The 23,420-nt window shown below is 32.2% G+C and carries 26 protein-coding genes and 1 tRNA gene; 12 read left to right on the top strand and 15 right to left on the bottom strand.

Annotated features, from left to right (window positions below):
• Positions 1 to 95 precede the first annotated feature (95 nt).
• Both B2741_RS05490 and B2741_RS05485 read right to left on the bottom strand, forming a co-directional pair.
• On the bottom strand, positions 96 to 1,217 hold the full coding sequence (locus B2741_RS05490; RefSeq protein WP_291136163.1) for a DUF4105 domain-containing protein: 1,122 nt from the start codon (positions 1,215 to 1,217) through the stop codon (positions 96 to 98).
• Positions 1,218 to 1,506: 289 nt separating this feature from the next.
• On the bottom strand, positions 1,507 to 2,496 hold the full coding sequence (locus tag B2741_RS05485; protein WP_291136457.1) for a PorV/PorQ family protein: 990 nt from the start codon (positions 2,494 to 2,496) through the stop codon (positions 1,507 to 1,509).
• A 268-nt stretch (positions 2,497 to 2,764) separates the two neighbouring features.
• On the opposite strand from B2741_RS05485, the gene B2741_RS05480 reads away from it, so the two are divergent.
• Positions 2,765 to 3,508, top strand: coding sequence for a CDP-alcohol phosphatidyltransferase family protein (locus tag B2741_RS05480; protein WP_291136161.1), 744 nt, complete (start codon positions 2,765 to 2,767; stop codon positions 3,506 to 3,508).
• The gene (locus B2741_RS05475) at positions 3,508 to 4,359 is read left to right on the top strand and encodes a glycoside hydrolase family 25 protein (RefSeq protein WP_291136159.1); all 852 of its coding nucleotides are present in this window, start codon (positions 3,508 to 3,510) and stop codon (positions 4,357 to 4,359) included. The genes B2741_RS05480 and B2741_RS05475 overlap by 1 nt, the downstream gene beginning before the upstream one ends.
• Before the next feature lie 242 nt (positions 4,360 to 4,601).
• Here B2741_RS05475 and lptB read toward each other — a convergent pair whose 3' ends face one another.
• The 4 genes from lptB to B2741_RS05455 all read right to left on the bottom strand — a co-directional run bounded on the left by lptB (position 4,602) and on the right by B2741_RS05455 (position 7,626).
• Complete coding sequence (lptB, locus tag B2741_RS05470; protein WP_008254279.1) at positions 4,602 to 5,399, bottom strand: LPS export ABC transporter ATP-binding protein; 798 nt, start codon at positions 5,397 to 5,399, stop codon at positions 4,602 to 4,604.
• A gap of 86 nt (positions 5,400 to 5,485) precedes the next feature.
• Positions 5,486 to 5,836: a carboxymuconolactone decarboxylase family protein gene (locus tag B2741_RS05465; protein ID WP_291136156.1), complete on the bottom strand. Its 351-nt coding sequence runs from the start codon at positions 5,834 to 5,836 to the stop codon at positions 5,486 to 5,488.
• Positions 5,837 to 5,839: 3 nt separating this feature from the next.
• Entirely contained in the window at positions 5,840 to 6,661 is an 822-nt protein-coding gene (gene tatC, locus B2741_RS05460; protein ID WP_291136154.1) for a twin-arginine translocase subunit TatC, read from the bottom strand.
• On the bottom strand, positions 6,661 to 7,626 hold the full coding sequence (locus B2741_RS05455) for a KpsF/GutQ family sugar-phosphate isomerase (RefSeq protein WP_291136152.1): 966 nt from the start codon (positions 7,624 to 7,626) through the stop codon (positions 6,661 to 6,663). The genes tatC and B2741_RS05455 overlap by 1 nt, the downstream gene beginning before the upstream one ends.
• 85 nt (positions 7,627 to 7,711) lie before the next feature.
• On the opposite strand from B2741_RS05455, the gene recQ reads away from it, so the two are divergent.
• Positions 7,712 to 9,907: a DNA helicase RecQ gene (gene recQ / locus B2741_RS05450; RefSeq protein WP_291136150.1), complete on the top strand. Its 2,196-nt coding sequence runs from the start codon at positions 7,712 to 7,714 to the stop codon at positions 9,905 to 9,907.
• A gap of 100 nt (positions 9,908 to 10,007) precedes the next feature.
• On the opposite strand, the gene B2741_RS05445 is transcribed toward recQ, so the two are convergent.
• Positions 10,008 to 10,370, bottom strand: coding sequence for a DUF983 domain-containing protein (locus B2741_RS05445; RefSeq protein ID WP_291136148.1), 363 nt, complete (start codon positions 10,368 to 10,370; stop codon positions 10,008 to 10,010).
• An 89-nt stretch (positions 10,371 to 10,459) separates the two neighbouring features.
• Between B2741_RS05445 and B2741_RS05440 the strand changes: the two genes are divergently transcribed.
• A complete protein-coding gene (locus B2741_RS05440; protein WP_291136146.1) occupies positions 10,460 to 11,326 on the top strand; it encodes an AraC family transcriptional regulator in 867 nt (288 codons plus the stop codon).
• Here the strand turns inward: B2741_RS05440 and B2741_RS05435 are convergent.
• The gene (locus B2741_RS05435) at positions 11,323 to 11,562 is read right to left on the bottom strand and encodes a hypothetical protein (RefSeq protein ID WP_291136144.1); all 240 of its coding nucleotides are present in this window, start codon (positions 11,560 to 11,562) and stop codon (positions 11,323 to 11,325) included. The two genes, B2741_RS05440 and B2741_RS05435, sit on opposite strands and share 4 nt — an antisense overlap.
• Before the next feature lie 57 nt (positions 11,563 to 11,619).
• Between B2741_RS05435 and B2741_RS05430 the strand changes: the two genes are divergently transcribed.
• Together B2741_RS05430 and B2741_RS05425 are read left to right on the top strand one after the other, a co-directional pair.
• On the top strand, positions 11,620 to 12,666 hold the full coding sequence (locus B2741_RS05430) for a DUF2891 domain-containing protein (RefSeq protein WP_291136142.1): 1,047 nt from the start codon (positions 11,620 to 11,622) through the stop codon (positions 12,664 to 12,666).
• A gap of 47 nt (positions 12,667 to 12,713) precedes the next feature.
• On the top strand, positions 12,714 to 14,276 hold the full coding sequence (locus tag B2741_RS05425; protein WP_291136140.1) for an NAD(P)/FAD-dependent oxidoreductase: 1,563 nt from the start codon (positions 12,714 to 12,716) through the stop codon (positions 14,274 to 14,276).
• Positions 14,277 to 14,280: 4 nt separating this feature from the next.
• On the opposite strand, the gene B2741_RS05420 is transcribed toward B2741_RS05425, so the two are convergent.
• Positions 14,281 to 15,159 (bottom strand): phospholipase A, encoded by an 879-nt coding sequence (locus B2741_RS05420; protein ID WP_291136138.1) that lies wholly within the window; start codon positions 15,157 to 15,159, stop codon positions 14,281 to 14,283.
• A gap of 97 nt (positions 15,160 to 15,256) precedes the next feature.
• Positions 15,257 to 15,703: a cold-shock protein gene (locus B2741_RS05415; RefSeq protein ID WP_133609769.1), complete on the bottom strand. Its 447-nt coding sequence runs from the start codon at positions 15,701 to 15,703 to the stop codon at positions 15,257 to 15,259.
• Between the two features lie 299 nt (positions 15,704 to 16,002).
• Between B2741_RS05415 and idi the strand changes: the two genes are divergently transcribed.
• The 6 genes from idi to B2741_RS05385 all read left to right on the top strand — a co-directional run bounded on the left by idi (position 16,003) and on the right by B2741_RS05385 (position 18,964).
• Positions 16,003 to 16,530 carry an isopentenyl-diphosphate Delta-isomerase gene (gene idi, locus B2741_RS05410; protein ID WP_291136136.1) on the top strand — a complete coding sequence of 176 codons (528 nt, stop codon included), beginning with the start codon at positions 16,003 to 16,005 and terminating at the stop codon, positions 16,528 to 16,530.
• Between the two features lie 50 nt (positions 16,531 to 16,580).
• The gene (locus tag B2741_RS05405; RefSeq protein ID WP_262318779.1) at positions 16,581 to 16,991 is read left to right on the top strand and encodes a 6-pyruvoyl trahydropterin synthase family protein; all 411 of its coding nucleotides are present in this window, start codon (positions 16,581 to 16,583) and stop codon (positions 16,989 to 16,991) included.
• Positions 16,992 to 16,993: 2 nt separating this feature from the next.
• Positions 16,994 to 17,446: a peroxiredoxin gene (locus B2741_RS05400; protein ID WP_291136134.1), complete on the top strand. Its 453-nt coding sequence runs from the start codon at positions 16,994 to 16,996 to the stop codon at positions 17,444 to 17,446.
• 74 nt (positions 17,447 to 17,520) lie between these two features.
• Positions 17,521 to 18,486 (top strand): type I phosphomannose isomerase catalytic subunit, encoded by a 966-nt coding sequence (locus B2741_RS05395; protein WP_414655300.1) that lies wholly within the window; start codon positions 17,521 to 17,523, stop codon positions 18,484 to 18,486.
• Positions 18,487 to 18,543: 57 nt separating this feature from the next.
• Complete coding sequence (locus tag B2741_RS05390) at positions 18,544 to 18,813, top strand: hypothetical protein (RefSeq protein WP_291136130.1); 270 nt, start codon at positions 18,544 to 18,546, stop codon at positions 18,811 to 18,813.
• A gap of 77 nt (positions 18,814 to 18,890) precedes the next feature.
• Positions 18,891 to 18,964, top strand: a tRNA-Thr gene (locus tag B2741_RS05385).
• Positions 18,965 to 19,004: 40 nt separating this feature from the next.
• Here B2741_RS05385 and B2741_RS05380 read toward each other — a convergent pair.
• From B2741_RS05380 to B2741_RS05360, 5 genes are all read right to left on the bottom strand, one after another.
• Positions 19,005 to 19,406, bottom strand: coding sequence for a hypothetical protein (locus tag B2741_RS05380; RefSeq protein WP_291136128.1), 402 nt, complete (start codon positions 19,404 to 19,406; stop codon positions 19,005 to 19,007).
• 80 nt (positions 19,407 to 19,486) lie between these two features.
• Complete coding sequence (locus B2741_RS05375; RefSeq protein WP_291136126.1) at positions 19,487 to 20,212, bottom strand: DUF4369 domain-containing protein; 726 nt, start codon at positions 20,210 to 20,212, stop codon at positions 19,487 to 19,489.
• A gap of 155 nt (positions 20,213 to 20,367) precedes the next feature.
• Complete coding sequence (locus B2741_RS05370; protein ID WP_291136124.1) at positions 20,368 to 22,227, bottom strand: peptidase M61; 1,860 nt, start codon at positions 22,225 to 22,227, stop codon at positions 20,368 to 20,370.
• Between the two features lie 126 nt (positions 22,228 to 22,353).
• A complete protein-coding gene (locus tag B2741_RS05365; RefSeq protein WP_111566856.1) occupies positions 22,354 to 22,635 on the bottom strand; it encodes a TIGR03643 family protein in 282 nt (93 codons plus the stop codon).
• Positions 22,636 to 22,773: 138 nt separating this feature from the next.
• Positions 22,774 to 23,376, bottom strand: coding sequence for an alpha-ketoglutarate-dependent dioxygenase AlkB family protein (locus B2741_RS05360; RefSeq protein WP_291136122.1), 603 nt, complete (start codon positions 23,374 to 23,376; stop codon positions 22,774 to 22,776).
• Between the last annotated feature and the right edge of the window lie 44 nt (positions 23,377 to 23,420).

Here is a 23,420-nt window from a genome sequence, read left to right as displayed (position 1 = left end):
GTTAGTCTTCGGTTGTTGGAGTTTGAGAGTATATGAAGAAAAAATTAATTGATAAAAATCTGTGTATTTCAGCGTTTCGCAGCAGCGAATCAGTTTTATCCGCGTGCTGTGCTTGATTTCTTAATCTGTAAAACAATTTTCCCAACCCAATATAAATGTAAGACAATAAAAGGCCAAACAATTCCTAAATGAATTTTTGTAGTCATATAAGCTAAATAAACTAATAGCATTGCTAAAATTATTTTTCCTAAAAGCAGTATTTTGTCTTTAATTCCTTTCTTAATGTACCAAGCCAATACTAATAAAAGAGGATTGAATAATAAAATGTTATAATTCCATAATATCTCTTCATGTAATGAGTATAGTCCTACCAAAGAGAAGAAAAGACCTAATAATCCGGCAAAGATAAAGTAGCTAATTTTTATCCACTTCTTATTTAAAAGTGCTAAAATTAAAAGCGCCGTAATTAAAGAATAAATCGAGTTTAACCAATTAAAAGGAATTTCAGGTTTGGTTACTTGAAGAATTTTTGAATCACTCTTTTCAATTTTATTTCCATTTATTTTGGTAACCGAAATCGCATCTTTGAATTCATAAGGTAAAAATAGGCGAGTGGCTGGTTCATCTACTTTTGCTCCAAAAATCAATTGAATTCCTAATTTCATGTAAAAATCGCTCATGTATGGATACAGGATTTCTCTATACGATTGGCTGTAAGTGTCCGATTTTATGTATTCTTTACCTAAAATTCCATTGATTTTGTCCACCACCATCGTAGTACAATTTCTATCAATAAATTTATAAGTGTAATAACGTTCATCACTATAAACCGAATGATTTAGTTGTTGGAACAATGTATTGATTTGTGCTGGAGTTAGTACTAATTCTTGCTCAATTATTTCGCGATTTTCTGCTTGATAATTGTAATAGAAATCTATGAAACTTCCATTGGTAACAAAATATTGTAAATCGCCTTTTATAAATCTACCAATGAAATTAGGCGTACTAAAGTCAAAAGCACCATAATTGTAAACCACATCAATAGCATGAATACTATCTTGAATACGAATGCCAGTGTGGCCATACATAGCATACGATTCTGGCCCTAAACCACAAGTTAAAATACTAACTTTTGCTTTTTCAGAAAGAGTGATGTTTTGGGTAAACCCATTAAAAGAAATTAAAATAAGTAAAGCGAAAAGTAGTTTTTTTGTCATTCTATATTTTGTTTCAAGTTTCAGGTTTCAAGTTTTTGGTACGCGGATGAAACGGGTTTGCTTACGCAAATCGCTGGTTTAAGCGGATTTTTTCAACACATAGACACATTAGGATTTGCTTTGTCTATATTTTAAGCGTTTCACTTGACATAATTCACATTAGATTTACGATTTGTTTGTCATGCTATTCAAGTTTCTTTTATGAACTTATTCAATACTTTCCAATTTCCATATTTAAAAACTTTTATGACTTATATGTTTAGTTTCAGCATCCACTATTCATCTTCCATCATCTAAACAATTCCCAATCTACTTTTATGGAAAAAATGTTGGAATATAAAGCCGCACTTTGGTCACCTAAATCTGTTAAAGCATAGTCAACTTGAATGCCTTTGTATTTGAATCCTAATCCAATATTCGGTTGAAAACTTAATTTTTTAGAATCGTCAATTTGCGTAATTTGCTGAAAATTTCCAACACCCGCTCTCAAATAAACCAAATCGATATAACCAAATTCCAATCCAAGAGCAGGATCAATACTTACTGTGTTCGTTGAAATAATATCATTGGTTCGCGTAAATTGCATGTTTAAATTGGTCGCCGCTAACAAACTATAATCGTAACGAATAATCCATTTTTTTGACATTCCTAATTGTGCTTTTGGAAGCGTAATCTCACTAGTTTCTGGTAATTCTTGATTTTCACCTGGAATGGCATCGGCAATTTCTTGAAACTTCTCTTCATCTATGGTCCAAGTATTGTAAGTAGTGGTAATATCGCGAATCATTAAACCAAATTTCCAATCTTCGTCATCACTGATGTACTGAATTCCTAAATCCAATCCAAATCCCCAAGAATTAGCAAAATCCCCAATAATTCTTCGGATTACTTTCGCATTTACTCCGTAATTTAATCCTTCAATGGGTAAACTTCTAGCATAAGAAACGGTTAAGCCATAATCGGCAGTAGAAAAAAGCGAAATTCTGTTGTAGTCGATGTTTCCTTCGCTATCAATTAATTGTGTGGTGTTTAAAATATCATCAACTCCAAAACGAATTAAGGAAATTCCAACCGCACTTCGGTCGTCAATCGGCATGGCAAAACCTGCATAATCGTATTGTGCTATATTGGCAAAATAATTAGCGTGCATCAATGAAAACTGTTTGTCTTCTAGTTTCAATAATCCAGCAGGATTCCAATAGCCGGAATTTACATCGCCAGTATGCGACACGACAGCATTAGACATTCCTAAAGCAGCTGCATCAACGCCAATATTCATAAACTCATTTGAATATTTTCGTACGGTTTGCCCATAGGTTGTCCCACAAAAACAAATTAAAAGTAGTAAAATGGTCTTTTTCAATGCCAATTTTTTTACAAAGATGAAATAAATTTCTCAAATAGTAAACTCTAAAAGTATTAACTTATTGTATTACATTTGCTGTAAATTAGGGAAGGCTTTTTTTTAGGTCTTTTTTAGTTGTAATTTTGCAATTCGTTTTAGTTGTAATACTAATATTAAATTAAGAGTTTTAAAGTCACGTTATATGAATATCAAAAAACACATTCCCAATCTAATCACTTTGCTAAACTTAGCAGCAGGATTGTTAGCTATCATCGCTATTTTTAAAGGCTATTATGATGAAGCGTTTATTTTTGTTTGTTTGGGTATTTTCTTTGATTTTTGGGACGGATTTTTAGCTAGAAAATTCAATGTGGCCGGACCTTTAGGTGTGCAATTAGATTCTTTAGCAGATATGGTGACTTGCGGTGTGGTGCCTGGATTAATGATGTTTGTGTTGTTTCAAAATATTCAAGAAGATTCTACTTCGGTTTATTATTTAACAGAAGAGTATTTTTATATGGGATTTGTGCCTTATTTAGGCTTCTTAATTACGTTAGCGTCTTGTTATCGTTTGGCAAATTTTAATATCGATACACGTCAAACCGATTCTTTTATAGGATTGCCAACACCTGCCAATGCATTAGTAATTATGAGTATTCCTATGATTCAATATGCTAATGACTTTGAAGGATTGACTACAGTGTTGTATAATCCTTATGTATTGTTGTTTATCACGATTTTGAGTTCGTATATTTTAAATGCCGAAATTCCGTTGTTTTCATTGAAAATTAAAGAATTTACTTGGTCGAAATATAAAATGCAAATCTTGTTTTTAATCGGTTCTTTATTGTCCTTTTTTATTTTAGGATTTTTGGCGATTCCATTGATTATCATTAGTTATGTGCTGGTTTCGGTAATCAGTAATAAAACGATGGCTAAGGCGTAATGGCGTCCAAAAATTACAGACGAAAACCTACTACAAAACGAAAATCCAACACTAAGAGTAAATGGATTTTCTACCTAATTTCTTTCGTTTTATTGCTATTTGTTGCGATTGGAATTTATAAATTCCGAGATGGTTTCTTGTATTATTTAGGTTTTAAAACCGATAAAAATGTTGAAACTTTATCCAAAGAAGAGCGAAAATTAGCCGATATCCGAATTTACGAAGTATTACACAAACACGATGACAAAGCCATAGGTTTTGATGTGTCGGAATACCAAAGTGAAATCGATTGGGAACAAACCTATCATATTGATGAATCATTTGAATTGTCTTTTGTTTTTATCAGAGCTACAGCTGGAAAAAATAAAACAGACAAAAGATTCAAAGAGAATTGGAAAGCTTCAAAAGAACGAGAACTTATTAGAGGTGCTTACCATTATTATCGTCCTAATGAAAATTCGATTGCTCAAGCTGAAAATTTCATCAAAAATGTAAAACTAGAAAAAGGCGATTTGCCTCCCGTTTTGGATATCGAAAAATTACCAAAATCCCAATCAATAGATAGTTTAAAAGTAGGATTACGTCGTTGGTTAAAAAAGGTAGAAAAGCATTATAAAGTAAAACCAATTATTTATTCAGGCGAAAGTTATTACACCGATTTCTTAAAAGAAGAATTTTCAGATTATCCACTTTGGATTGCTAATTATAATTTTTGGCGTAATCATTTAGAAGACGATTGGCTATTTTGGCAATTCACCGAAAAAGCTCAAATTCAAGGTATTGAAGGAATGGTGGATGTGAATATTTTTAATGGTAATAAAAATAAGTTGCTGTTGAAGTGTATTCGTTGATTTTTAACCACTAAGGTTACAAAGAATGCACAATGCACACTATTTATTTAAACACATAGTTACAATAGTTTTACTTTGAGTTGATTAAGTCCGAAGTTTCGGACGTTGCACTTTGCATAGTTCATATTAGACTATACGTATAGTTTGTCATGCTGTTAAGCATCTCTTGAATAATAAGAATACTTTAATAAACCTTGTGTGACTTCGTACTTAACTTTGAGAAACTTTGTGCAACAAAAAAACTACTCTTTATTCAAATTTAATTCTCCTTTACCATGAATGATGGTTGTTTTCGGAGCATCAAAATCAATTTTTGTTTTACGTAATTCGAAGTTTTGTCCAAGATAAACACGTCTTACCATTTCATCTGCTACTAATTCTTCTGGTTTTCCGGCTTTTAGAATGCCTCCTTCAAACATTAAGTAAGTTTTATCGGTAATCGCTAAAGTTTCTTGAACGTTATGGTCAGTAATTAAAATTCCGATGTTTTTATTTTTTAATTGCGCTACAATTCGCTGAATATCTTCTACTGCAACAGGGTCAACTCCGGCAAACGGTTCGTCCAAAAGAATGAATTTTGGATCAGTTGCTAAAGCACGTGCAATTTCTGTACGACGACGTTCTCCACCTGAAAGTAAATCACCACGATTGGTACGAATATGTTCCAATGCAAACTCCGCAATTAATTCTTCCATTTTAGCTTCTTGTTCAGCTTTTGAAAGTGTGGTTAATTGCAAAACACTCAAAATGTTATCTTCGATACTTAATTTTCTAAAAACAGAAGCTTCTTGTGCCAAATAACCGATTCCGTTTTGTGCACGTTTGTACATTGGGAAGTTGGTAATATCCATATCGTCAAGATAGATATTCCCGCTATTTGGTTTTACTAAACCTACAATCATGTAGAACGAAGTGGTTTTACCAGCACCATTTGGACCCAATAAACCCACGATTTCCCCTTGATTAACTTCCACGGAAATTCCTTTTACTACACTTCTTTTTTTATAGGTTTTAACTAAATTTTCTGCTCTTAATTTCATTCTAAGGTTTACATGTTTAGAAGTTGAATTGTTTAATCGATTTACAAATAAACGAATAAACAATTTAACAATTTATCTTTTAACAATTATTTAGTTTGCTCCTCTAAAGCTTCCCAAAACTCGTAAGCTCTTCTTAAGTGAGGAATTACAATGGTTCCGCCTACTAAAGTAGCAATTCCCATGCTTTCCATCATTTCTTCTTTAGTAACGCCGTTTTTGTAAGCCGTTTCTAAATGATATTTGATACAATCATCGCAACGTAATACCGCTGACGCTACTAAGCCTAAAAGTTCTTTAGTTTTTACGTCTAAAGCGCCTTCCATGTAAGCATTAGTGTCTACATTGAAAATTCTTTTGATGACTTTGTTGTTATCGGCTAATAATTTTTCGTTCATTTTTGAACGATAATCATTGAATTCTTTTACTAAATCTGACATAATTTATGCTTTTAATTTTTCTCTTTCTTGACTTTTTACAACTAAAACACTAATCAAAATACTAGCTTCGTACAATATCATAATTGGAATCGAAACTATGATTTGACTTAAAACATCTGGCGGTGTAATAACTGCTGCCACAATTAACACGATAACCAAAGTATATTTACGGTATTTTCTTAAAAATTCAGGAGTTACTAATCCTATTTTTGTAAGGAAGAAGATTATAATTGGTAATTCAAATAATAGTCCACTAGCTATAGCTGATGTTTTCATTAAACTGATATACGAATTAATATCAATAGAGTTGCTAATTTCAGGACTCACAATATAACTGGCAAAGAATTGAACAGATAATGGAGCAATTAAATAGTAGCCAAACAGTACTCCAACAAAAAACAAAAGGGAAGAAACAATAATGAATGATACTGCATATTTTCTTTCTTTTTCATACAAAGCAGGACTAATAAATTTCCAAATTTCCCATAAAATAAATGGAAAGGCAAAAATGAATCCTACAGTAATGGATGTCCACATGTGCATCGAAAACTGTCCGCCCATTTCCCTGTTTTGAATTGGAAGGTTGATTTCGGTGATGCATAAAGTTTCTTGTAAATCAAATTGTTTTCCTAATTCACAAAATAATTGGTAAGTGATAAAGTTTGGATTCTTAGGGCCAAAAATAATTTCATTGAAAATAAAATCGCTAAAAAAGAAAGCGACTATTCCGCAAATAATAATGGCTGCCGAACTTCTAACTAATAACCAACGTAATTCTTCGAGATGGTCTAAAAACGACATCTCTTTTATGTTTTTATCTGCCATTATACGATTCCTTCTTTTAAAATATCGTGTAAGTGAAGTATTCCTTTGTATTCGTTGTTGTCAATTACAACTAACTGCGTAATTGAATTATTCTCTAAAATATCCAACGCTTCTGAAACTAAAATACCAGAATTAATGTTTTTGGGATTTTTGGTCATAATATCTTGAGCTGTTAAATCGGAAAAAGTATCACGGTTGTTCAACATGCGACGAATATCTCCATCTGTTACAATTCCCACTACTAGATTATTTTCAATAACTGCTGTTACACCTAAACGTTTTTCTGAAATCTCCATAATCACTTTTTTGATAGAAGCATCTGGAGTTACCATTGGTTTGTGCGTAGTGTCCAACATATCTTTTACACGAAGTAATAATTTTTTTCCTAAAGCGCCGCCTGGATGATAAACGGCAAAATCTTCACTTTTAAAATTACGCATTTCCATTAAACAAACAGCTAATGCATCTCCTAATACTAATTGAGCCGTAGTACTATTTGTTGGTGCTAAGTTATTCGGGCAAGCTTCACTTTCTACATAAGCATGTAAAATATAGTGTGATTCTTTTCCTAAGAACGAATTTTTATCTGCTGTCATTCCAATTAAGGTATTGCCAAAACGTTTTAATAACGGAGCCAATACTTTAATTTCCGGACTGTTGCCACTTTTTGAAATACAAATGATGATATCTTCGGGTTGTACCATTCCTAAATCGCCATGAACGGCTTCTGCTGCGTGTAAAAACATAGAAGGTGTTCCCGTCGAATTTAAAGTGGCTACAATCTTTTGAGCGATTAAAGCGCTTTTGCCAATTCCAGTTACAACCAATCTTCCTTTGGTGTTGTAGATTTCGGTAACACTTTTTGCAAAGTCATCATCTAAGTAATTTACAAGATCTGCGATGCTCTTACTTTCGGAAAGTAAAGTTCGTTTTGCGGTAGCTAAAATCGTTTCAGTTGTGCTCAAAATAGAAAAATTAAAAAATTTGTATGTGTAAAAGAAAGTCGTATCTTTATGTTTGCAAATTTAGGTAAAATCATATTAATAGAGAATGAATCCACACGAAATTGATTTACATAAAGAATTAAAGAAATATTTTGGTTTTAACCAATTCAAAGGACTTCAAGAACAAGTAGTTAAAAGTATCATCACAGGTAATAATACCTTTGTGATTATGCCTACTGGTGGAGGAAAATCGCTTTGTTATCAGTTGCCAGCATTGGTATTAGACGGGACCGCGATTGTGGTTTCTCCGCTGATTGCTCTAATGAAAAACCAAGTAGATGCTATTCGAAGCTTAAGTTCTGATCCAGGAATTGCGCACGTTTTAAACTCTTCTTTAAATAAAACTGAGATTGCCAAGGTAAAAAAAGACATTACTTCGGGCATAACTAAACTATTATATGTAGCACCAGAATCCTTAACTAAGGAAGAATATATCGAATTTTTAAACAGCGTTCCTATTTCTTTTGTAGCGATTGATGAGGCGCATTGTATTTCGGAATGGGGACATGATTTCCGTCCTGAATATCGTAATTTGAGAAATATTGTTCGTCTTTTAGGTGATGTTCCAATGATTGGTTTAACCGCAACGGCAACTCCAAAAGTACAAGAAGACATCTTGAAAAACTTGGATATGCCTGATGCCAATACATTTAAAGCATCATTTAACCGACCTAATTTATATTACGAAGTACGTACCAAAACTAAAAATATCGAATCGGATATCATTCGATTCATCAAACAACATAAAGGAAAATCAGGTGTTATTTATTGTTTGAGCCGTAAAAAAGTGGAAGAAATTGCCCAAGTTTTACAAGTAAACGGTATTAGCGCTGTTCCGTATCATGCAGGTTTAGATGCTAAAACGCGAGCAAAACATCAGGACATGTTCTTAATGGAAGATGTGGAAGTTGTAGTTGCAACCATCGCTTTTGGTATGGGAATCGACAAACCAGACGTTCGTTTTGTTATTCACCACGATATTCCAAAGTCATTAGAAAGTTACTATCAGGAAACAGGTCGTGCTGGTCGTGATGGTGGTGAAGGACATTGTTTGGCGTATTATTCGTATAAAGACATTGAAAAATTAGAAAAATTCCTTTCTGGAAAACCAGTTGCCGAACAAGAAATTGGTTTTGCGTTGTTGCAAGAAGTGGTGGCGTATGCCGAAACTTCGATGTCACGTCGTAAATTCTTATTGCATTATTTCGGTGAAGAATTTGATGATGTTAATGGAGATGGTGCTGATATGGATGACAATGTTCGCAATCCTAAAAAGAAAGTCGAAGCACAAGACCAAGTGGTTACTTTGTTAAAAGTAGTTCGCGATACGAAACAATTGTTTAAATCGAAAGAAGTCGTTTTAGCACTTGTAGGTAAAGTCAATGCAATTATTAAAGCACAAAAAATTGATACGCAACCTTATTTTGGAAGCGGTGCTGATTTTGATGAGAAATATTGGATGGCTTTAATTCGTCAGGTTTTAGTAGATGGATTGTTAACAAAAGATATTGAAACTTATGGTGTTTTGAAAATGTCAGAAAAAGGAGATGCGTTTATCAAAAAGCCAGTTTCTTTTATGATGTCGGAAGACCATGAATACAATGAAGAGGAAGATGAAGCAATTGTAACCGCGGCAAAATCTACAGGAACAGCTGATGAAGCTTTAATGAGCATGTTGCGCGATTTACGCAAGAAAGAAGCTAAAAAGTTAGGCGTTCCACCATTTGTTATTTTCCAAGATCCTTCTTTGGAAGATATGGCTTTAAAATACCCAATTTCTATAGATGAACTAAGCAATGTTCATGGAGTAGGAGAAGGAAAAGCTAAAAAATACGGTAAACCATTTATTGATTTAATCAATAGATATGTAGAAGATAACGACATTATTCGTCCTGATGATTTGGTGGTAAAATCTACTGGAGCCAATTCTGGATTGAAGTTGTATATTATTCAAAACGTAGATAGAAAACTAGCTTTAGATGATATCGCAAAAGCAAAAGGTTTAGATATGGATGGTTTGTTGAAAGAGATGGAACAAATTGTTTATTCTGGAACCAAATTGAATATCCGCTATTGGATTGACGAAATTTTAGATGAAGACCAACAAGAAGAAATTCACGATTATTTCATGGATTCTGAATCGGATAATATCAAAGACGCTTTAAAAGAATTTGATGGCGATTACGATATCGAAGAACTTCGTTTAATGCGAATTAAGTTTATTAGTGAAGTAGCGAATTAATTCTCATTTTTTTGGAATAAAGAACACAGATTGTAATAATTTGAGAAATTCTAAAAATAAAAAATCCAAACTCCATTTTAAAAAGAGTTTGGATTTTCTTTTATACAGAATAATCCTTAAACATATAAATCCAAATAATTCGCGATAGTTTTATGTTGACTAAGGTTAAACTTAAAATCACAATTCCAATAATCGGAATGATTCGTAAATCGAAGGTTTCTTCAAAAAACGGCATGCAGATAAAGTAAGTAATTAAAGCTTCGCCAACACCTAGTCCATAGCTTACAAACATTGCTCCGAAGAAAAAGCCAGGTTCTTTTTCAAATTTCGTACCGCAATTTGAACAGTTTTCATGCATTTTCGGAAAACTAAAATTAAAATGCAATAATCCTTTTTCAAAAATCTTCCCTTTGTTGCAATTTGGACATTTGTTTCCAAATGCATTTATAATGGTTTTTAACATTTGTTTTTATTTTCAGCAAATTTAGAAGATTATAATTTAAAATTGGTTTCGTATTTTCGCTTATTATAACACAAAAAGGACATTTGATTATGGAAAGAGATGAAGTTTACGAAATTAAGAAGTTCAAACGTAATTTCTTTCATCATAATTTATACGTGAATACGTTTCAAAATCACTTGAAAGAACACCGTTTTATAGAGTCGTTGCACCGACACGATTTTTATGTTTTGGTTTTATTCACAAATGGAACTGGATTACATAAAATTGATTTTGATTTGTTTGATATTAAAAAAGGAAGTCTTTTTTTGATGCAACCTGGACAAATTCATTTGTGGGAACTTTCTTCTGATATTGATGGTTATATTGTTTTCTTTTCTAAAGAGATTTATAATTTGCATTTTAGAGATAAGAAAATTGAGGAATATTTGTTTTTTCAATCGTCTAAAAATAAACCAGAATTGGTTTTGAATATTGATGAAATGAAACAAATTCAACCTTATTTTGAATTAATGGTAAATGAAAATCAAGAAGATCAACTTCAAAAGAAAGATAAAATGCTTAATTTATTGGATTGTATCTTAGTTGAAATTTTAAGGATTTACAATATAGAATCCAATCATTTAACTTCAACATACAATCATAAGTTAAAAGAATTTGAAATACTATTGGAGCAATTTTATAAAACCGAAAAATCGCCTTCGTTTTATGCTGATAAAATGGCTATTACATTAAAACATCTCAATAGAATATGTAAAAATATATTGAATATAACTATTACGGAGTTAATTACAAGAAGAGTAATTTTAGAGAGTAAGCGAATCATGGTTGATAAAAACAGAAATATTGCTCAAATTGCTGATGAATTAGGCTATTCCAATTATTCTTATTTTTCAAAATTGTTTAAAAAGAATGTTGGGATGACTCCAACAGAATTCATTAATCAATTGAAAAATTAATCTTGGTAAACTTCTCCTCGATGAGGTTTTAAAATGTCTCTGAAGGTAATCATGTCTTTTTCTTCTACCACAATGAAAGCAATTGCGTGCATTTCATTTATGATTTCAAATCCCGTTTTTTCTAACGTTATTTTTTCCTCATCTAAATATTCTTTTAAATGAATATCGTGATGTTCTGCTGTTTTTGAAGCTGCTTCTCCTCTAAAATCCCAAATTAGTTTTATTTTTCTAGACATTGTAATTAACTATTTTTCAAAGGTAAGTTTTTACTAAATTTGAAAAAACTATTTGTTATGAAAAGTGTACTTTTTTTTCTGGTTAGTAGTGTTGCCCTCTCGCAAAATTTGACAATTGAGCAAGCCAATCATTTGGCGAGTTTGCCTGTAAAATGCTTACAACAAGAATATCCCAATAAATTAAATCAACTTTTACTGAATGAAACCGAATTGCTTTCTCCAAAAGCATTACATCCTGCTTTTTATGGTTGTTTTGATTGGCATTCTTCGGTACATGGACATTGGAGTTTAGTGTATTTGTTATCAAATTTTAAAGACATTAAAAATAAAGAACTCATTATAGAGAAGCTTAAAATTAATCTTTCCAAAGAAAATATTGATAAGGAAATTGCCTATTTTGAAAAAACACACGAAAAATCTTTTGAAAGAACCTATGGTTGGAATTGGCTATTAAAATTACAACACGAATTAGAAATTTCAAATGATTCGTATGCAAAAGAATTGGCTGATAATCTGCGTCCTTTAACGGATTTAATTATCAAACGTTATATCGAATTTTTGCCAAAACTTTTATATCCTATTCGTGTTGGAACCCATTCTAATACTGCTTTTGGACTAACAAATGCTTGGGATTATGCCATTTTTTCAAAAAACATTCCTTTGCAAAACAGTATTAAAGAAAATGCTAAACGTATGTTTCTAAAAGATGAGAATTGTCCTTTTAATTGGGAGCCAAGCGGTACTGATTTTCTTTCTCCTTGTATGGAAGAAGTAGCCATAATGCAACGAATTCTTCCTCAAAAAGAGTTTCTTTCATGGGTTAAAAAATTCGCACCTCAATTATTCTCTAAAAAATGGAAATGGGATGTCGCAAAAGTGTCAGACAGAACCGATGGACATTTAGTACATTTAGATGGACTTAATTTTAGTAGAGCTTGGAATTTGTATGATTTGATTCAACAATATCCAAAACAATTTTCTCACTTGAAACCAATGGCAGATGCTCATTTGTCTTTTTCATTACCTTCCATTGTTGATGGAAATTATGAAGGCGAACATTGGTTGGCTTCATTTGCTTTGCGAGCATTTGCATCTAAAAAATAGTTTCAAATGATTACTTTTGCAAAATAATTCATTTTTAAAACCAATTTATGCCACGCGAATTTCAATTTCAAGTTTCACCCGAAGTAGCGGCAAACGAAAGTTTGTTAGCTCAACATGTTGCTAAGTTATTTCAGGTAAGTACAAAAGAAATTCAAAAAGTGGATGTTTTAAAACGTTCTATCGATGCGCGTCAGAAAGCCATTAAAATGAATATTAAGGCGAATGTTTTTTTGGTTGGAGAAGAATATGAAGCGCAAAAAATAGAATTACCTGATTATCCAAATGTTGCCAACAAACAAGAAGTAATTGTAGTAGGAGCAGGTCCGGCTGGATTATTTGCTGCTTTGCAATTAATTGAATTAGGTTTAAAACCAATTGTTTTAGAACGAGGAAAAGACGTTCGTGGTCGTCGTCGCGATTTAAAAGCGATTAATGTGGATCATATTGTAAATGAAGATTCCAATTATTGTTTTGGAGAAGGTGGTGCAGGAACATATTCGGATGGAAAATTATATACACGTTCTAAAAAACGTGGTGATATAGACAGAATTTTAGCGCTTTTAGTTGGTTTTGGAGCTACGCCAGATATTATGGTGGAAGCACATCCGCACATTGGAACTAACAAATTGCCACAGATTATTCAAGATATTCGTGAGAAAATCATTGAATGTGGTGGACAAGTATTGTTTGAAACTCGTGTGACCGATTTTGTAATCAAAAATAACGAAATGCAAGGCGTTGTGGTTCAAAATGGGGATGTGATTTCGGCTAACAAAGTGATTTTAGCTACTGGACACTCGGCTCGTGATATTTTTGAATTGTTACATAAAAAAGGTGTTCATATTGAAGCAAAGCCTTTTGCTTTAGGTGTTCGCGCAGAACATCCACAGGAATTGATTGACCAAATTCAATATTCATGTGACTTTAGAGGTGATTATTTACCACCAGCGCCTTATTCGATTGTAAAACAAGTGAATGGTCGTGGCATGTATTCGTTTTGTATGTGTCCGGGTGGTGTTATTGCGCCATGTGCTACAGCTCCAGGAGAAGTAGTTACGAATGGTTGGTCGCCTTCAAAACGTGATCAAGCAACGGCCAACTCAGGAATTGTAGTGGAATTAAAATTAGAAGATTTCAAACCTTATGAAAAGTTCGGACCGTTAGCTGGAATGGAATTTCAAAAAGCAATTGAACAAAAAGCATGGTATTTAGCAGGAGAAACTCAAAAAGTGCCAGCGCAAAGAATGATTGATTTTACTCAAAATAAAGTTTCAAAAGACATTCCTAAAACTTCTTATGTTCCTGGTACCGCTTCAGTGGAATTAGGTCAAGTTTTTCCTGGATTTTTATCACAAATCATGCGCGAAGGTTTTGTGCAATTTGGAAAAGCCATGAAAGGTTACATGACTAACGAGGCTATTTTACATGCGCCAGAAAGCAGAACGTCTTCTCCAGTGCGCATTCCAAGAGATAATTTTTCATTAGAACACGTTCAAATCAAAGGTTTGTACCCTTGTGGAGAAGGTGCTGGTTACGCTGGCGGAATTATTTCAGCGGCAATTGATGGTGAAAAGTGTGCTTTGAAAATTGCGGAGAGTTTAAAAGTTTAAATTTCTACCAATCAGCAAAAGAAATTCCTATTCCTAAAGTAGTTTGTCTGTGGTTATAATCAATCATGGTTTCTCCATATCCGTCAAACAATTGTACTTGACCACGTAAATGTCCTTTTATTGGGAATACATAATTCAATTGAATGCTTCCGCCTTCCCAACTAGAAAATGGGTGTGTAATGATGGTGTAAAATTGATGTCTGTTGTAGGTATAAGCCACATTTAGTTCTCCATCTCCAATATATTTGGTAATTTTTGGATTTTCATCTTCGTCATCCGATAGTCGAATCCAAGGATTTAATGTTATAATCCAATTGTCTATTTCGAATCCGGTATGAAAAATAACTCGATTCCAACTTCTGGAAACAGGGAGATTTTTTCCGTTCGATTGATGATTTAAAGTAACGCCTACCGATTTGAATTGTCCTCCAAAAAAATTAAATCGCAAAGGATATTTAAAAATAATTTCCGGTTCGTAATTTAATTCTCTAAATGCTCTCGAAATATCACTATTGTACACTTGCCAATGCGCTTTTTGAGTATATCCTATCCAAATATCCCCTTTTCCCCACAATAAGTCTTGAACCACTTTTGTTTTAAAACTCAATTGAAATTTTGCTTCAACATTATTATAAGGCGAACTTTCGGTTGCAGAGTAATCCGGATTTTCGCTTTTTGGTTGTTTGTTTGGATAACTAGAAATTCTTCCAGCAGTAATGTAAATAGGTTTGTACGACATTAATCGAAAAGTTCCATTTTTGTCAGCTTCATCTAATTCCCATCGTTGCGAATATGTTTTGGTAATTATAGCGGTGTCTTTGCTAATATCTTGACTAAATGTTGCTAAAGAAAGAAGAAATACAAGCAAAGTTAATTTGTACATGAGTTTTTTAATTAAATTCTAATTTGCAAAATAAAAGGTTTTTAAATAAAAAAATCACAGCTTGAACTGTGATTTTAATTTTTGGGATAAAAAGGGATTATATTTTTTTAACGTTTACAGCATTCATGCCTTTGGCGCCTTTTTCTAAATCGTAAGTTACTAAGTTACCTTCTTTTACATCATCTAGTAAACCACTAATGTGTACAAAGTATTTTTCTCCTGTTTCAACAGCTTTAATGAAACCAAAACCTTTAGAATCATTGAAAAAATCGATTGTTCCTCTGCGTTCCGTTGGTGCTTCATCTTCCTCAGTTCTTCTTGAAGTACCAATTTCGATGCTTTCTACATCAACAATGATTTTTTTAGATGGATCTGGAGGTGTGCTGGTTAAGTGACCATTCTCGTCTACATAAACATATAAATCTTCTCCCGATAATTTAGGGTTTGATTTACGTGCTTCTTTTTTCTCTTGTTTCTCTTTTCGTTTTTTAGCACGAAGTTTTTCTTGTTCTTTTTTGTTAAAGGTTTCCTGCGGTCTAGCCATTAAATTTTAAATAATTTAAATTAATATTTGTTTTAAAGTAAAAGGATAAAAACACACAAGCGAAATAAACAAGAAATTTATAAAGTACTTTTATTCAAAGTATTGCGAGAAGAAATTATTATCATTACCAATGTGACAAAGGTAGTGAAAAAAACGTTCACTTCTATAAAACCCGCCAATTTTAAGTTTCGATTGTTCTTTTTACTTTGGAATTCAACACAAGTTAAACTTATCACAAACTCAAAAACTAGTTTCCAATCCTTTCTTTTTTTGTATTTTTGACAAGCATTACAAATCCTATGAAAGAAGAACAAGTAATATTAGTCAACGAACAAGACGAGCCTATTGGGCTGATGAATAAAATGGAAGCCCATGAAAAAGCAGTTTTACACAGAGCTTTTTCGGTGTTTATTTTGAATGATAAAAATGAAGTGATGTTGCAACAACGCGCACATCACAAATACCATTCACCACTTTTGTGGACTAATACTTGTTGCAGTCATCAACGTGCTGGTGAAACCAATATTGAAGCTGGAAAACGCCGTTTGTATGAAGAAATGGGTTTTGAAGCTGAACTGAAAGAACTATTTCATTTCATATATAAAGCACCTTTTGATAACGGCTTAACCGAACACGAATTAGATCATGTAATGATTGGCTATTACAACGGAGAACCTGTTATTAACGATGATGAAGTAGAAGGCTGGAAATGGATGACCATTGAAGCGATAAAAGAAGATATGATAGTAAATCCAGAGGCTTATACCGTTTGGTTTAAGATTATTTTTGATGAGTTTTATCACTATCTAGAAGAGCATAAATTATAAATTTGCAAACCACTAATTACTGAATTCAAATTTCTAAATTCTAAATTGCCATGAGAGTAACTGTTTCAAGAAAAGCCCATTTTAATGCTGCGCATCGTTTGTATCGCAAGGATTGGTCTATGGAAAAAAATCAGGAAGTGTTTGGAAAATGTAACAATCCTAACTTTCATGGTCATAATTATGAATTGATTGTTTCGGTAACTGGTGAAGTGGATAAGGAAACGGGTTATGTAATTGATACTAAAATTTTATCCGATTTAATCAAAGAACATATCGAAGAAGCTTTTGATCATAAAAATTTAAATGAAGATGTTCCAGAATTCAAAGATTTGAATCCTACAGCCGAACATATCGCCTATATTATTTGGAATAAACTTCGTGTTTTGATAGCTTCTGATAAAGAATTAGAAATTACCTTATACGAAACTCCGAGAAACTTTGTAACCTATAAAGGAAACTAATTATGGCAATTCAAATAGGAGATAAATTACCAAGTTTTAAAGCAACAAAACAAGATGGAACTGATTTTGAAAGCGCTTCAATTCATGAAAAACCAGTTGTAATTTACTTTTATCCAAAAGATTTTACGCCAGGTTGTACTACTCAAGCGTGTAGTTTTAGAGATGCGTATCAAGATTTCCAAGATTTAGGTGCCGAAGTTATTGGTGTTAGTGGTGATTCGGCTACTTCGCATCAGAACTTTCAGCAAAAATATAAATTACCCTTTATTTTACTTTCCGATGCCGACAGAAAATTACGTCGTTTGTTTGGCGTTCCAAATGCGCTTTTCGGATTGTTACCGGGACGTGTAACTTATGTTTTTGATGCTAAAGGATATTGTATTTATATTTTTGATAGCATCAGTGCTAAAAATCATATTACAAAGGCTTTAGAAGCTATTCAAAAGACGAAATAAAATAAATTTTTACAAAGTAAGACTTCCAATTTCTGTAATTCGTTAGAATTTTTTGCATCTTTGTACTTCACTATTTGACTATGAAGTTTTATCCTTTAACCTTTACACCGATACTTAAAGACCGCATTTGGGGCGGTACGAAGTTGAAAACCTATCTCAACAAACCTATAGTTTCTGAAACTACTGGCGAGAGTTGGGAGATCTCAACCGTGCCTGGCGACATTAGTGTGGTTGCTACTGGTGTTTTGAAAGGAAAGAATATCAACGAAATTATTGATTTATATCCTGAAGAAATTTTAGGAAAATCGGTCATTGCTCGTTTTGGAAAACAATTCCCATTGCTTTTTAAATTTATAGATGCCAAGGAAGATTTATCTATTCAATTGCATCCGAATGATGATTTAGCTAAAGAACGCCATAATTCTTTCGGGAAAACCGAAATGTGGTATGTAATGCAAGCAGATGAATCGGCTCGTTTGGTGGTTGGGTTTAAGAAAGATTCTAATCAAGAAGAATACTTAGCACATTTAGAAAATAAAAATTTAGTGGCTTTATTGAATGAATCTCCAGTAAAAAAAGGCGATGTTTTCTTTTTAGAAACTGGAACTATACATGCTATTGGGGCAGGAGTAGTAGTGGCAGAAATTCAACAAACAAGTGATGTTACTTACAGAATTTACGATTGGGATAGGGTTGATGCTAAAGGTCAAGGCAGAGAATTGCATACCGAATTAGCTTTAGATGCAATTAATTATAATGCAACTGATTCTAAAATAACATATAAGGAAGAGGCTAATCAAAGTACTTTGGTGGTAGATTGTCCTTATTTTATCACTAATATTATCGCATTACAAGATCGTTTTATTTGGAAACGAAAGAAACAAGCTTTCACCGTTTTTATGTGTACTAACGGACAATTTGAAATGGTAATGAATGGCGAAATCTTGCGATACCGAATGGGAGATACGATTTTGATTCCGGCTTGTATTGAGAATTTAACCATTAAAGGAAAGGCTACATTGTTAGAAATTTCCATATAATGTATTGAGAACAAAATATATTATGTAATTTTGCTTCAAATTTTAAATTTATACAAAATGGCAAGCGTTAAAAACTTGAAAAAAGAAATCAACTACGTTTTAGGTGATATTGTAAACATCGTTTACATTTGGGAAATGTCTACAACAGGAAAACCAACTGAAGCATCTGATAAATTAATTGATGAAATCTACGAAACTTTCGATGCTTTAATGACAAAAGCAAATCAAAAAGACGTTGAGAATAAAAAAGCACATTTTAAACAAATTCGTAGAGAATACGAAGCGGCTGCTAATCAATTTGTTGCGAAAATAAACGAATTAAATTAAAAAAATCAATAAAAAAAGTGCAAAAAATATTTGGAAATTAAAAATTCACCCTTATATTTGCACTCGAAATTTGAGTTGCCAGCGTAGCTCAGCTGGCTAGAGCAGCTGATTTGTAATCAGCAGGTCGTGGGTTCGAGTCCCTCCGCCGGCTCAAATTAAAAACCATCACAGAAATGTGGTGGTTTTTTTGTTTATCTACATTTTGTAAAAGTAAATATCTCTCCTGTATCATCATAAATAAGCTCTACTTTCAAAGATTTAGACGTATCGATTAATTTATAAAAGTCTTCTTCTTTGAAATTTTGTTTCATAAAATTTGTTGTTCTAATACTGAAACGACATGTGTCCTTTTCATTGTAAAGAATAACATCGTGAGTTACAAATATTTTTGTATCATTGATATAAAAGTTTATATGACAAAAAGAATCAGAGATTTTATCTTGATATTCTTTAGATAATTTTGCTTTGAAAGTAATATTGTCTGGAGCAGGTGCATCATAAGTTCTTTTGATAACAAAATCTTTTACACAATTTTCTGTTTTCTTGCATGATATTGTTAAAAAAATTATTATTATCAAAAGGAAATGTTTCATGAATTATTTAATTGAGTATTAATAAAAAGTTTTGAATATTATAAAGATAAAAAAAAGCGGTCAATTACTGACCGCTTTTTTTATTTCTGTACTTCTAAAGTTTTTCTTTCCTTAATATGCTCGTTAAGCATTTTGCCGTATTTTGATTTGGCAACTTCTGGTGTTAAGCTTTTTTGAATGGTGTCTAAATACGTTGTGTTGATATCTGCAATTTCTGAAAGTGCTAAATAAGGCGCTATTTCTTTATTTCCGTTTGTAGCGGCAAAATGTGCCGTGTAGCGATATTTTCTCGTTAATAAGCTTTTATATGCTTTTTCAATGCTATCTGTAGTGGTTGGGTTGGGTTTGTATTCGTTTTTTAAACGTTTTGCCATTAAGGCTAAGTTTTGATCTCTGAATTTACTATTAATGCTATCAAACTTTTTCCATAAATCATGATTTTTAGAACCTGATATTTTCGCATCAGCAAAAAAATGTTTTAAGGTAGTTTCAATTTTAATATTTCCAGGCTCAGCAAAAAACGGTAAGCTGTTATCAATAGAATTGGTTTGTCCTCTGTCTAAAAATAAATACAACATTTCTGGACTATCAAGTTTAATATGACTCTCAAATTTTGAATCTCCGTCAACAATAATACTATCCAACATTACTAAAGCTGAATCTTGTATTTTTTGTAAGTATAATTTTCCTTGGCTTAAGCCTTTTACATCTCCAGTGATATGAACGTTAGCATCTGAATTTTCTTCGTTTTTATTACATGAAATTAATGTGATAACGGCAATTACGGCTAAAAATATCTTCTTCATTCTTTTGTTTTATTTTATGTTCGCAAAGTAAATAAAAAAATCCTCAAAATACTAAGTACTTTGAGGATTTTCAAGTGCAATATCAAATGCAAATTTCAATATCAAATTTTAAAATACTTCCAAAATCTAAAATCAAAATTCAACAATCTAAAATCTTAACCTCTTAACCAAGCTTCTCTAACTGTTTTTTTAGCCTCGTCAGTTGCTTGATATCCTTCTTGTTTTTCTTTTGGCATCATAACTTTCCCTTTTACAGTTTGTTCTTTACCATCTCTTTTGAATTTTACGGTTATAGCATCACCATCTTTCCAGTTCATGCTTGCCATGATTAAATCGTAAATATTATCTAAATTATAGTCTTTACCGTTGAAAGCTAAAAGTGTATCATTGTTTTTTAAACCTAAAGTAGTCATGAATACATTTAATTCTGTATCAGGTAAAATCATGATTTCTTTTGTAGCAGGATTTACCGTGATATAAGGTTGTGTTTGTCCTTTTAAGAATGGATTTCCAGTAATTTCTATCGTTGCTTCTGTAACTCCCATTTTAGCAAAATATTGCTCGTAAGGAATTGGAGTTTCACCAGCTACGTGATTTTTTAAGAATTCACCTACCGCTGGATAGGTTAATGCTGTAATTTTATCAAATAACTCTTCGTCTTTGAATGCTTTTGTTGTTCCGTATTCTTTAGATAATTCTTGCATTAGGCTTAAAATTCCTTTTTGACCATTGCTATTTTCTCTAATTAAAATATCCATACACATAGCAATCAAAGCTCCTTTTTGGTATACGTTTAAGTATTGCTCTTTGTAAGGAGGATTCAATACGTTTTTACTCATTTTAGTAAAACTCATATTGTCGTTCATCTGGCGCGATTGTGCAATTTTGCCTGCCATTCTTTCGAAGAATTCTTTTTCGTCAATTAAACCTTGATTTACTTGAAATAAATTAGCAAAATATTCAGTTACTCCTTCATACATCCATAAATGTTCCGACATTTGAGGATTATTAAAATCAAAATATTGAATTTCGTTTGAGTGAATTGTTAATGGCGTTACAATGTGAAAGAATTCGTGAGAAACTACGTCTTTTAATTGTTCTTGTAACATTTCTAATCCCATCATTTCTGGCATAACTACTACAGTTGATGTTGGGTGTTCTAATGCTCCAAATCCTTTTGCATCTTTAGCTGCCATATCAGACAAGTACAATAAGATGGCGTATTTTTTTGTAGAGTTAATTGGTCCTAAGAAACGTTTTTGTGCCTTCATCATGTTTTCCATGTGAGGTGTAATTTGTTTAGCGGTATATTTTCCTGTTGGAGAATACACACTGATGATAATTTCCATATCATCTACCATGAAAGAAGTGAAATCAGGTTTAGAATACATGATTGGCATTTCAACCAAACTTGCATATTTTGACATTAAAAATACATCTGAAGTAGCACTTGCATCTGTATCTATCATAGCCGAAACACCTAATAAAGTTTCAGGGTGTGTAACGGTTAATTTGTATGGTGTTTCTTCTTTTCCTTTGAAGTATCCAATGAATCCATGCGTGTTTAACATGAAGTTTGTTCCAGCATTAATATTTGTTCCTGAAGGAGAGAATATATCTTCGCTTTCACCAAATCCAGCACCACCTTCTGTATCAAAAGAGTCATTAACTAAGTATGTGATTTTTGATAGTTTTTTAGCATCTGAAATCGTATATGAATTTTCGTCAATTTTAGCTACTTTAAGTGTATTTCCTTTAGCATCAAATGCTTTTACATTTTCAATAAAACGACCGTAATCGTCTTCTGAATAGGTTCCAGGAACAGTTTTAGGGAAATGAAAAGTTACAGTTTCACTTGTAAAAGTTGGAGGCGTAACGGTAACCATTACTTTATCGTCTTTAACATTAATTAAATCGATTTTTACTGCTACATCATTTTGTTTAGCAGTTGTTTGAGTTGGGCTACAACTCCATAAAAATCCCACTAAAGAAAGGGAAAGAATTATTTTTTTCATTTTATCAAAATTGAATTAGATATAAGTAGAGAAAAATAGATGTTTGTTACAAATTTTCTTTGGAAATTTTATTAATCAAATTAATGTCAATAAAAAAGCTCTTATTTTATTTAAGAGCTTTAGTTTTTAGTCGAATTTATTTTTGAAGTAATATTTACTATCTAAATCTTCATCTTCTAATTCGTTGTACTTTATGGGTTTTGGTTTTGGCTTACTTGCCGTAACTTTCTTTTTCCAAAGCTCAAAATTGTCTTTGGATAATCGTTTGCGCATTAATTCGGTGACTTCGTTTTCAGTCACTCCAAATTCCTCTTTTAAAACTTCAAAAGGTTTTTTTTCCTCTTGAGCCATAGCAACAACTCTATCTAGTGTTTCGTTGTCGAATTCTGAAATTTTCTTCTTTCTCATCAGATGAATACTAATTCTAACTTTTTTATTGGTTTATAATTCAATATTAGTAAAAAAATAAATTCAAAAAATGTGCCAATTGCTTTTTTAGGAATTTTTAAAATTTTCTAAAACTTGACATTGTTTTTTAAATAATAATTACAAAATTGTTCGAAACGTTAAATTTATTCTCGCATTTTTGGGTTGGGTAGCTTTTGGAATTTGATGTTTGTAATGAATTTGGCTACCTTCTTTCATTACTAATAAACTTCCGGGGTTTAAATTAAGCGTTAATTTTACGTTATTATCTGAAATGTGTTTCAATTGAAATTTACGTTCTTCCCCAAAACTTACAGAGGCAATTATCGGATTTCTGCCTAATTCTTTTTCATTATCGGCATGCCAACCGTTGCTATCTTTTTCGTTTCGGTATAAATTGGCTAAAACGGTTGTGAAATTTTGTTCGGAAATTTGTTCTACTTTATCTTTAATAAACATCATAGTAGGATTCCAAGCATGAGGTTGCATGGTTAAACCCGAATAGGAATAAGGTTTGCCTTCGTTTCCAAAAAGACAAGTTAATCTAGGTTGGGCAATTTTCTTTCCAAAAATAGTGATGTCATCTTGTTGCCAAGGGGTTTCATTCATGAGTTTCTCAAATAACATTTCCGCTTCTTCTTGATTGAAGAAATTTGGATAAAATTCAAAAACCGCATCAGGTAATGGTAGAATAATTTTCTCTATTGGGAATAAGTCGAGCATAAAAAAAAGCGATGATTAACATCGCTAATTTACTATTTTTATGG

Source organism: Flavobacterium sp. UBA7663 (assembly GCF_002483315.1).
Taxonomy (GTDB): domain Bacteria; phylum Bacteroidota; class Bacteroidia; order Flavobacteriales; family Flavobacteriaceae; genus Flavobacterium.
Note: the sequence above shows the minus strand (reverse complement) of the source record. Positions and strands in the feature narration are given on the sequence as shown.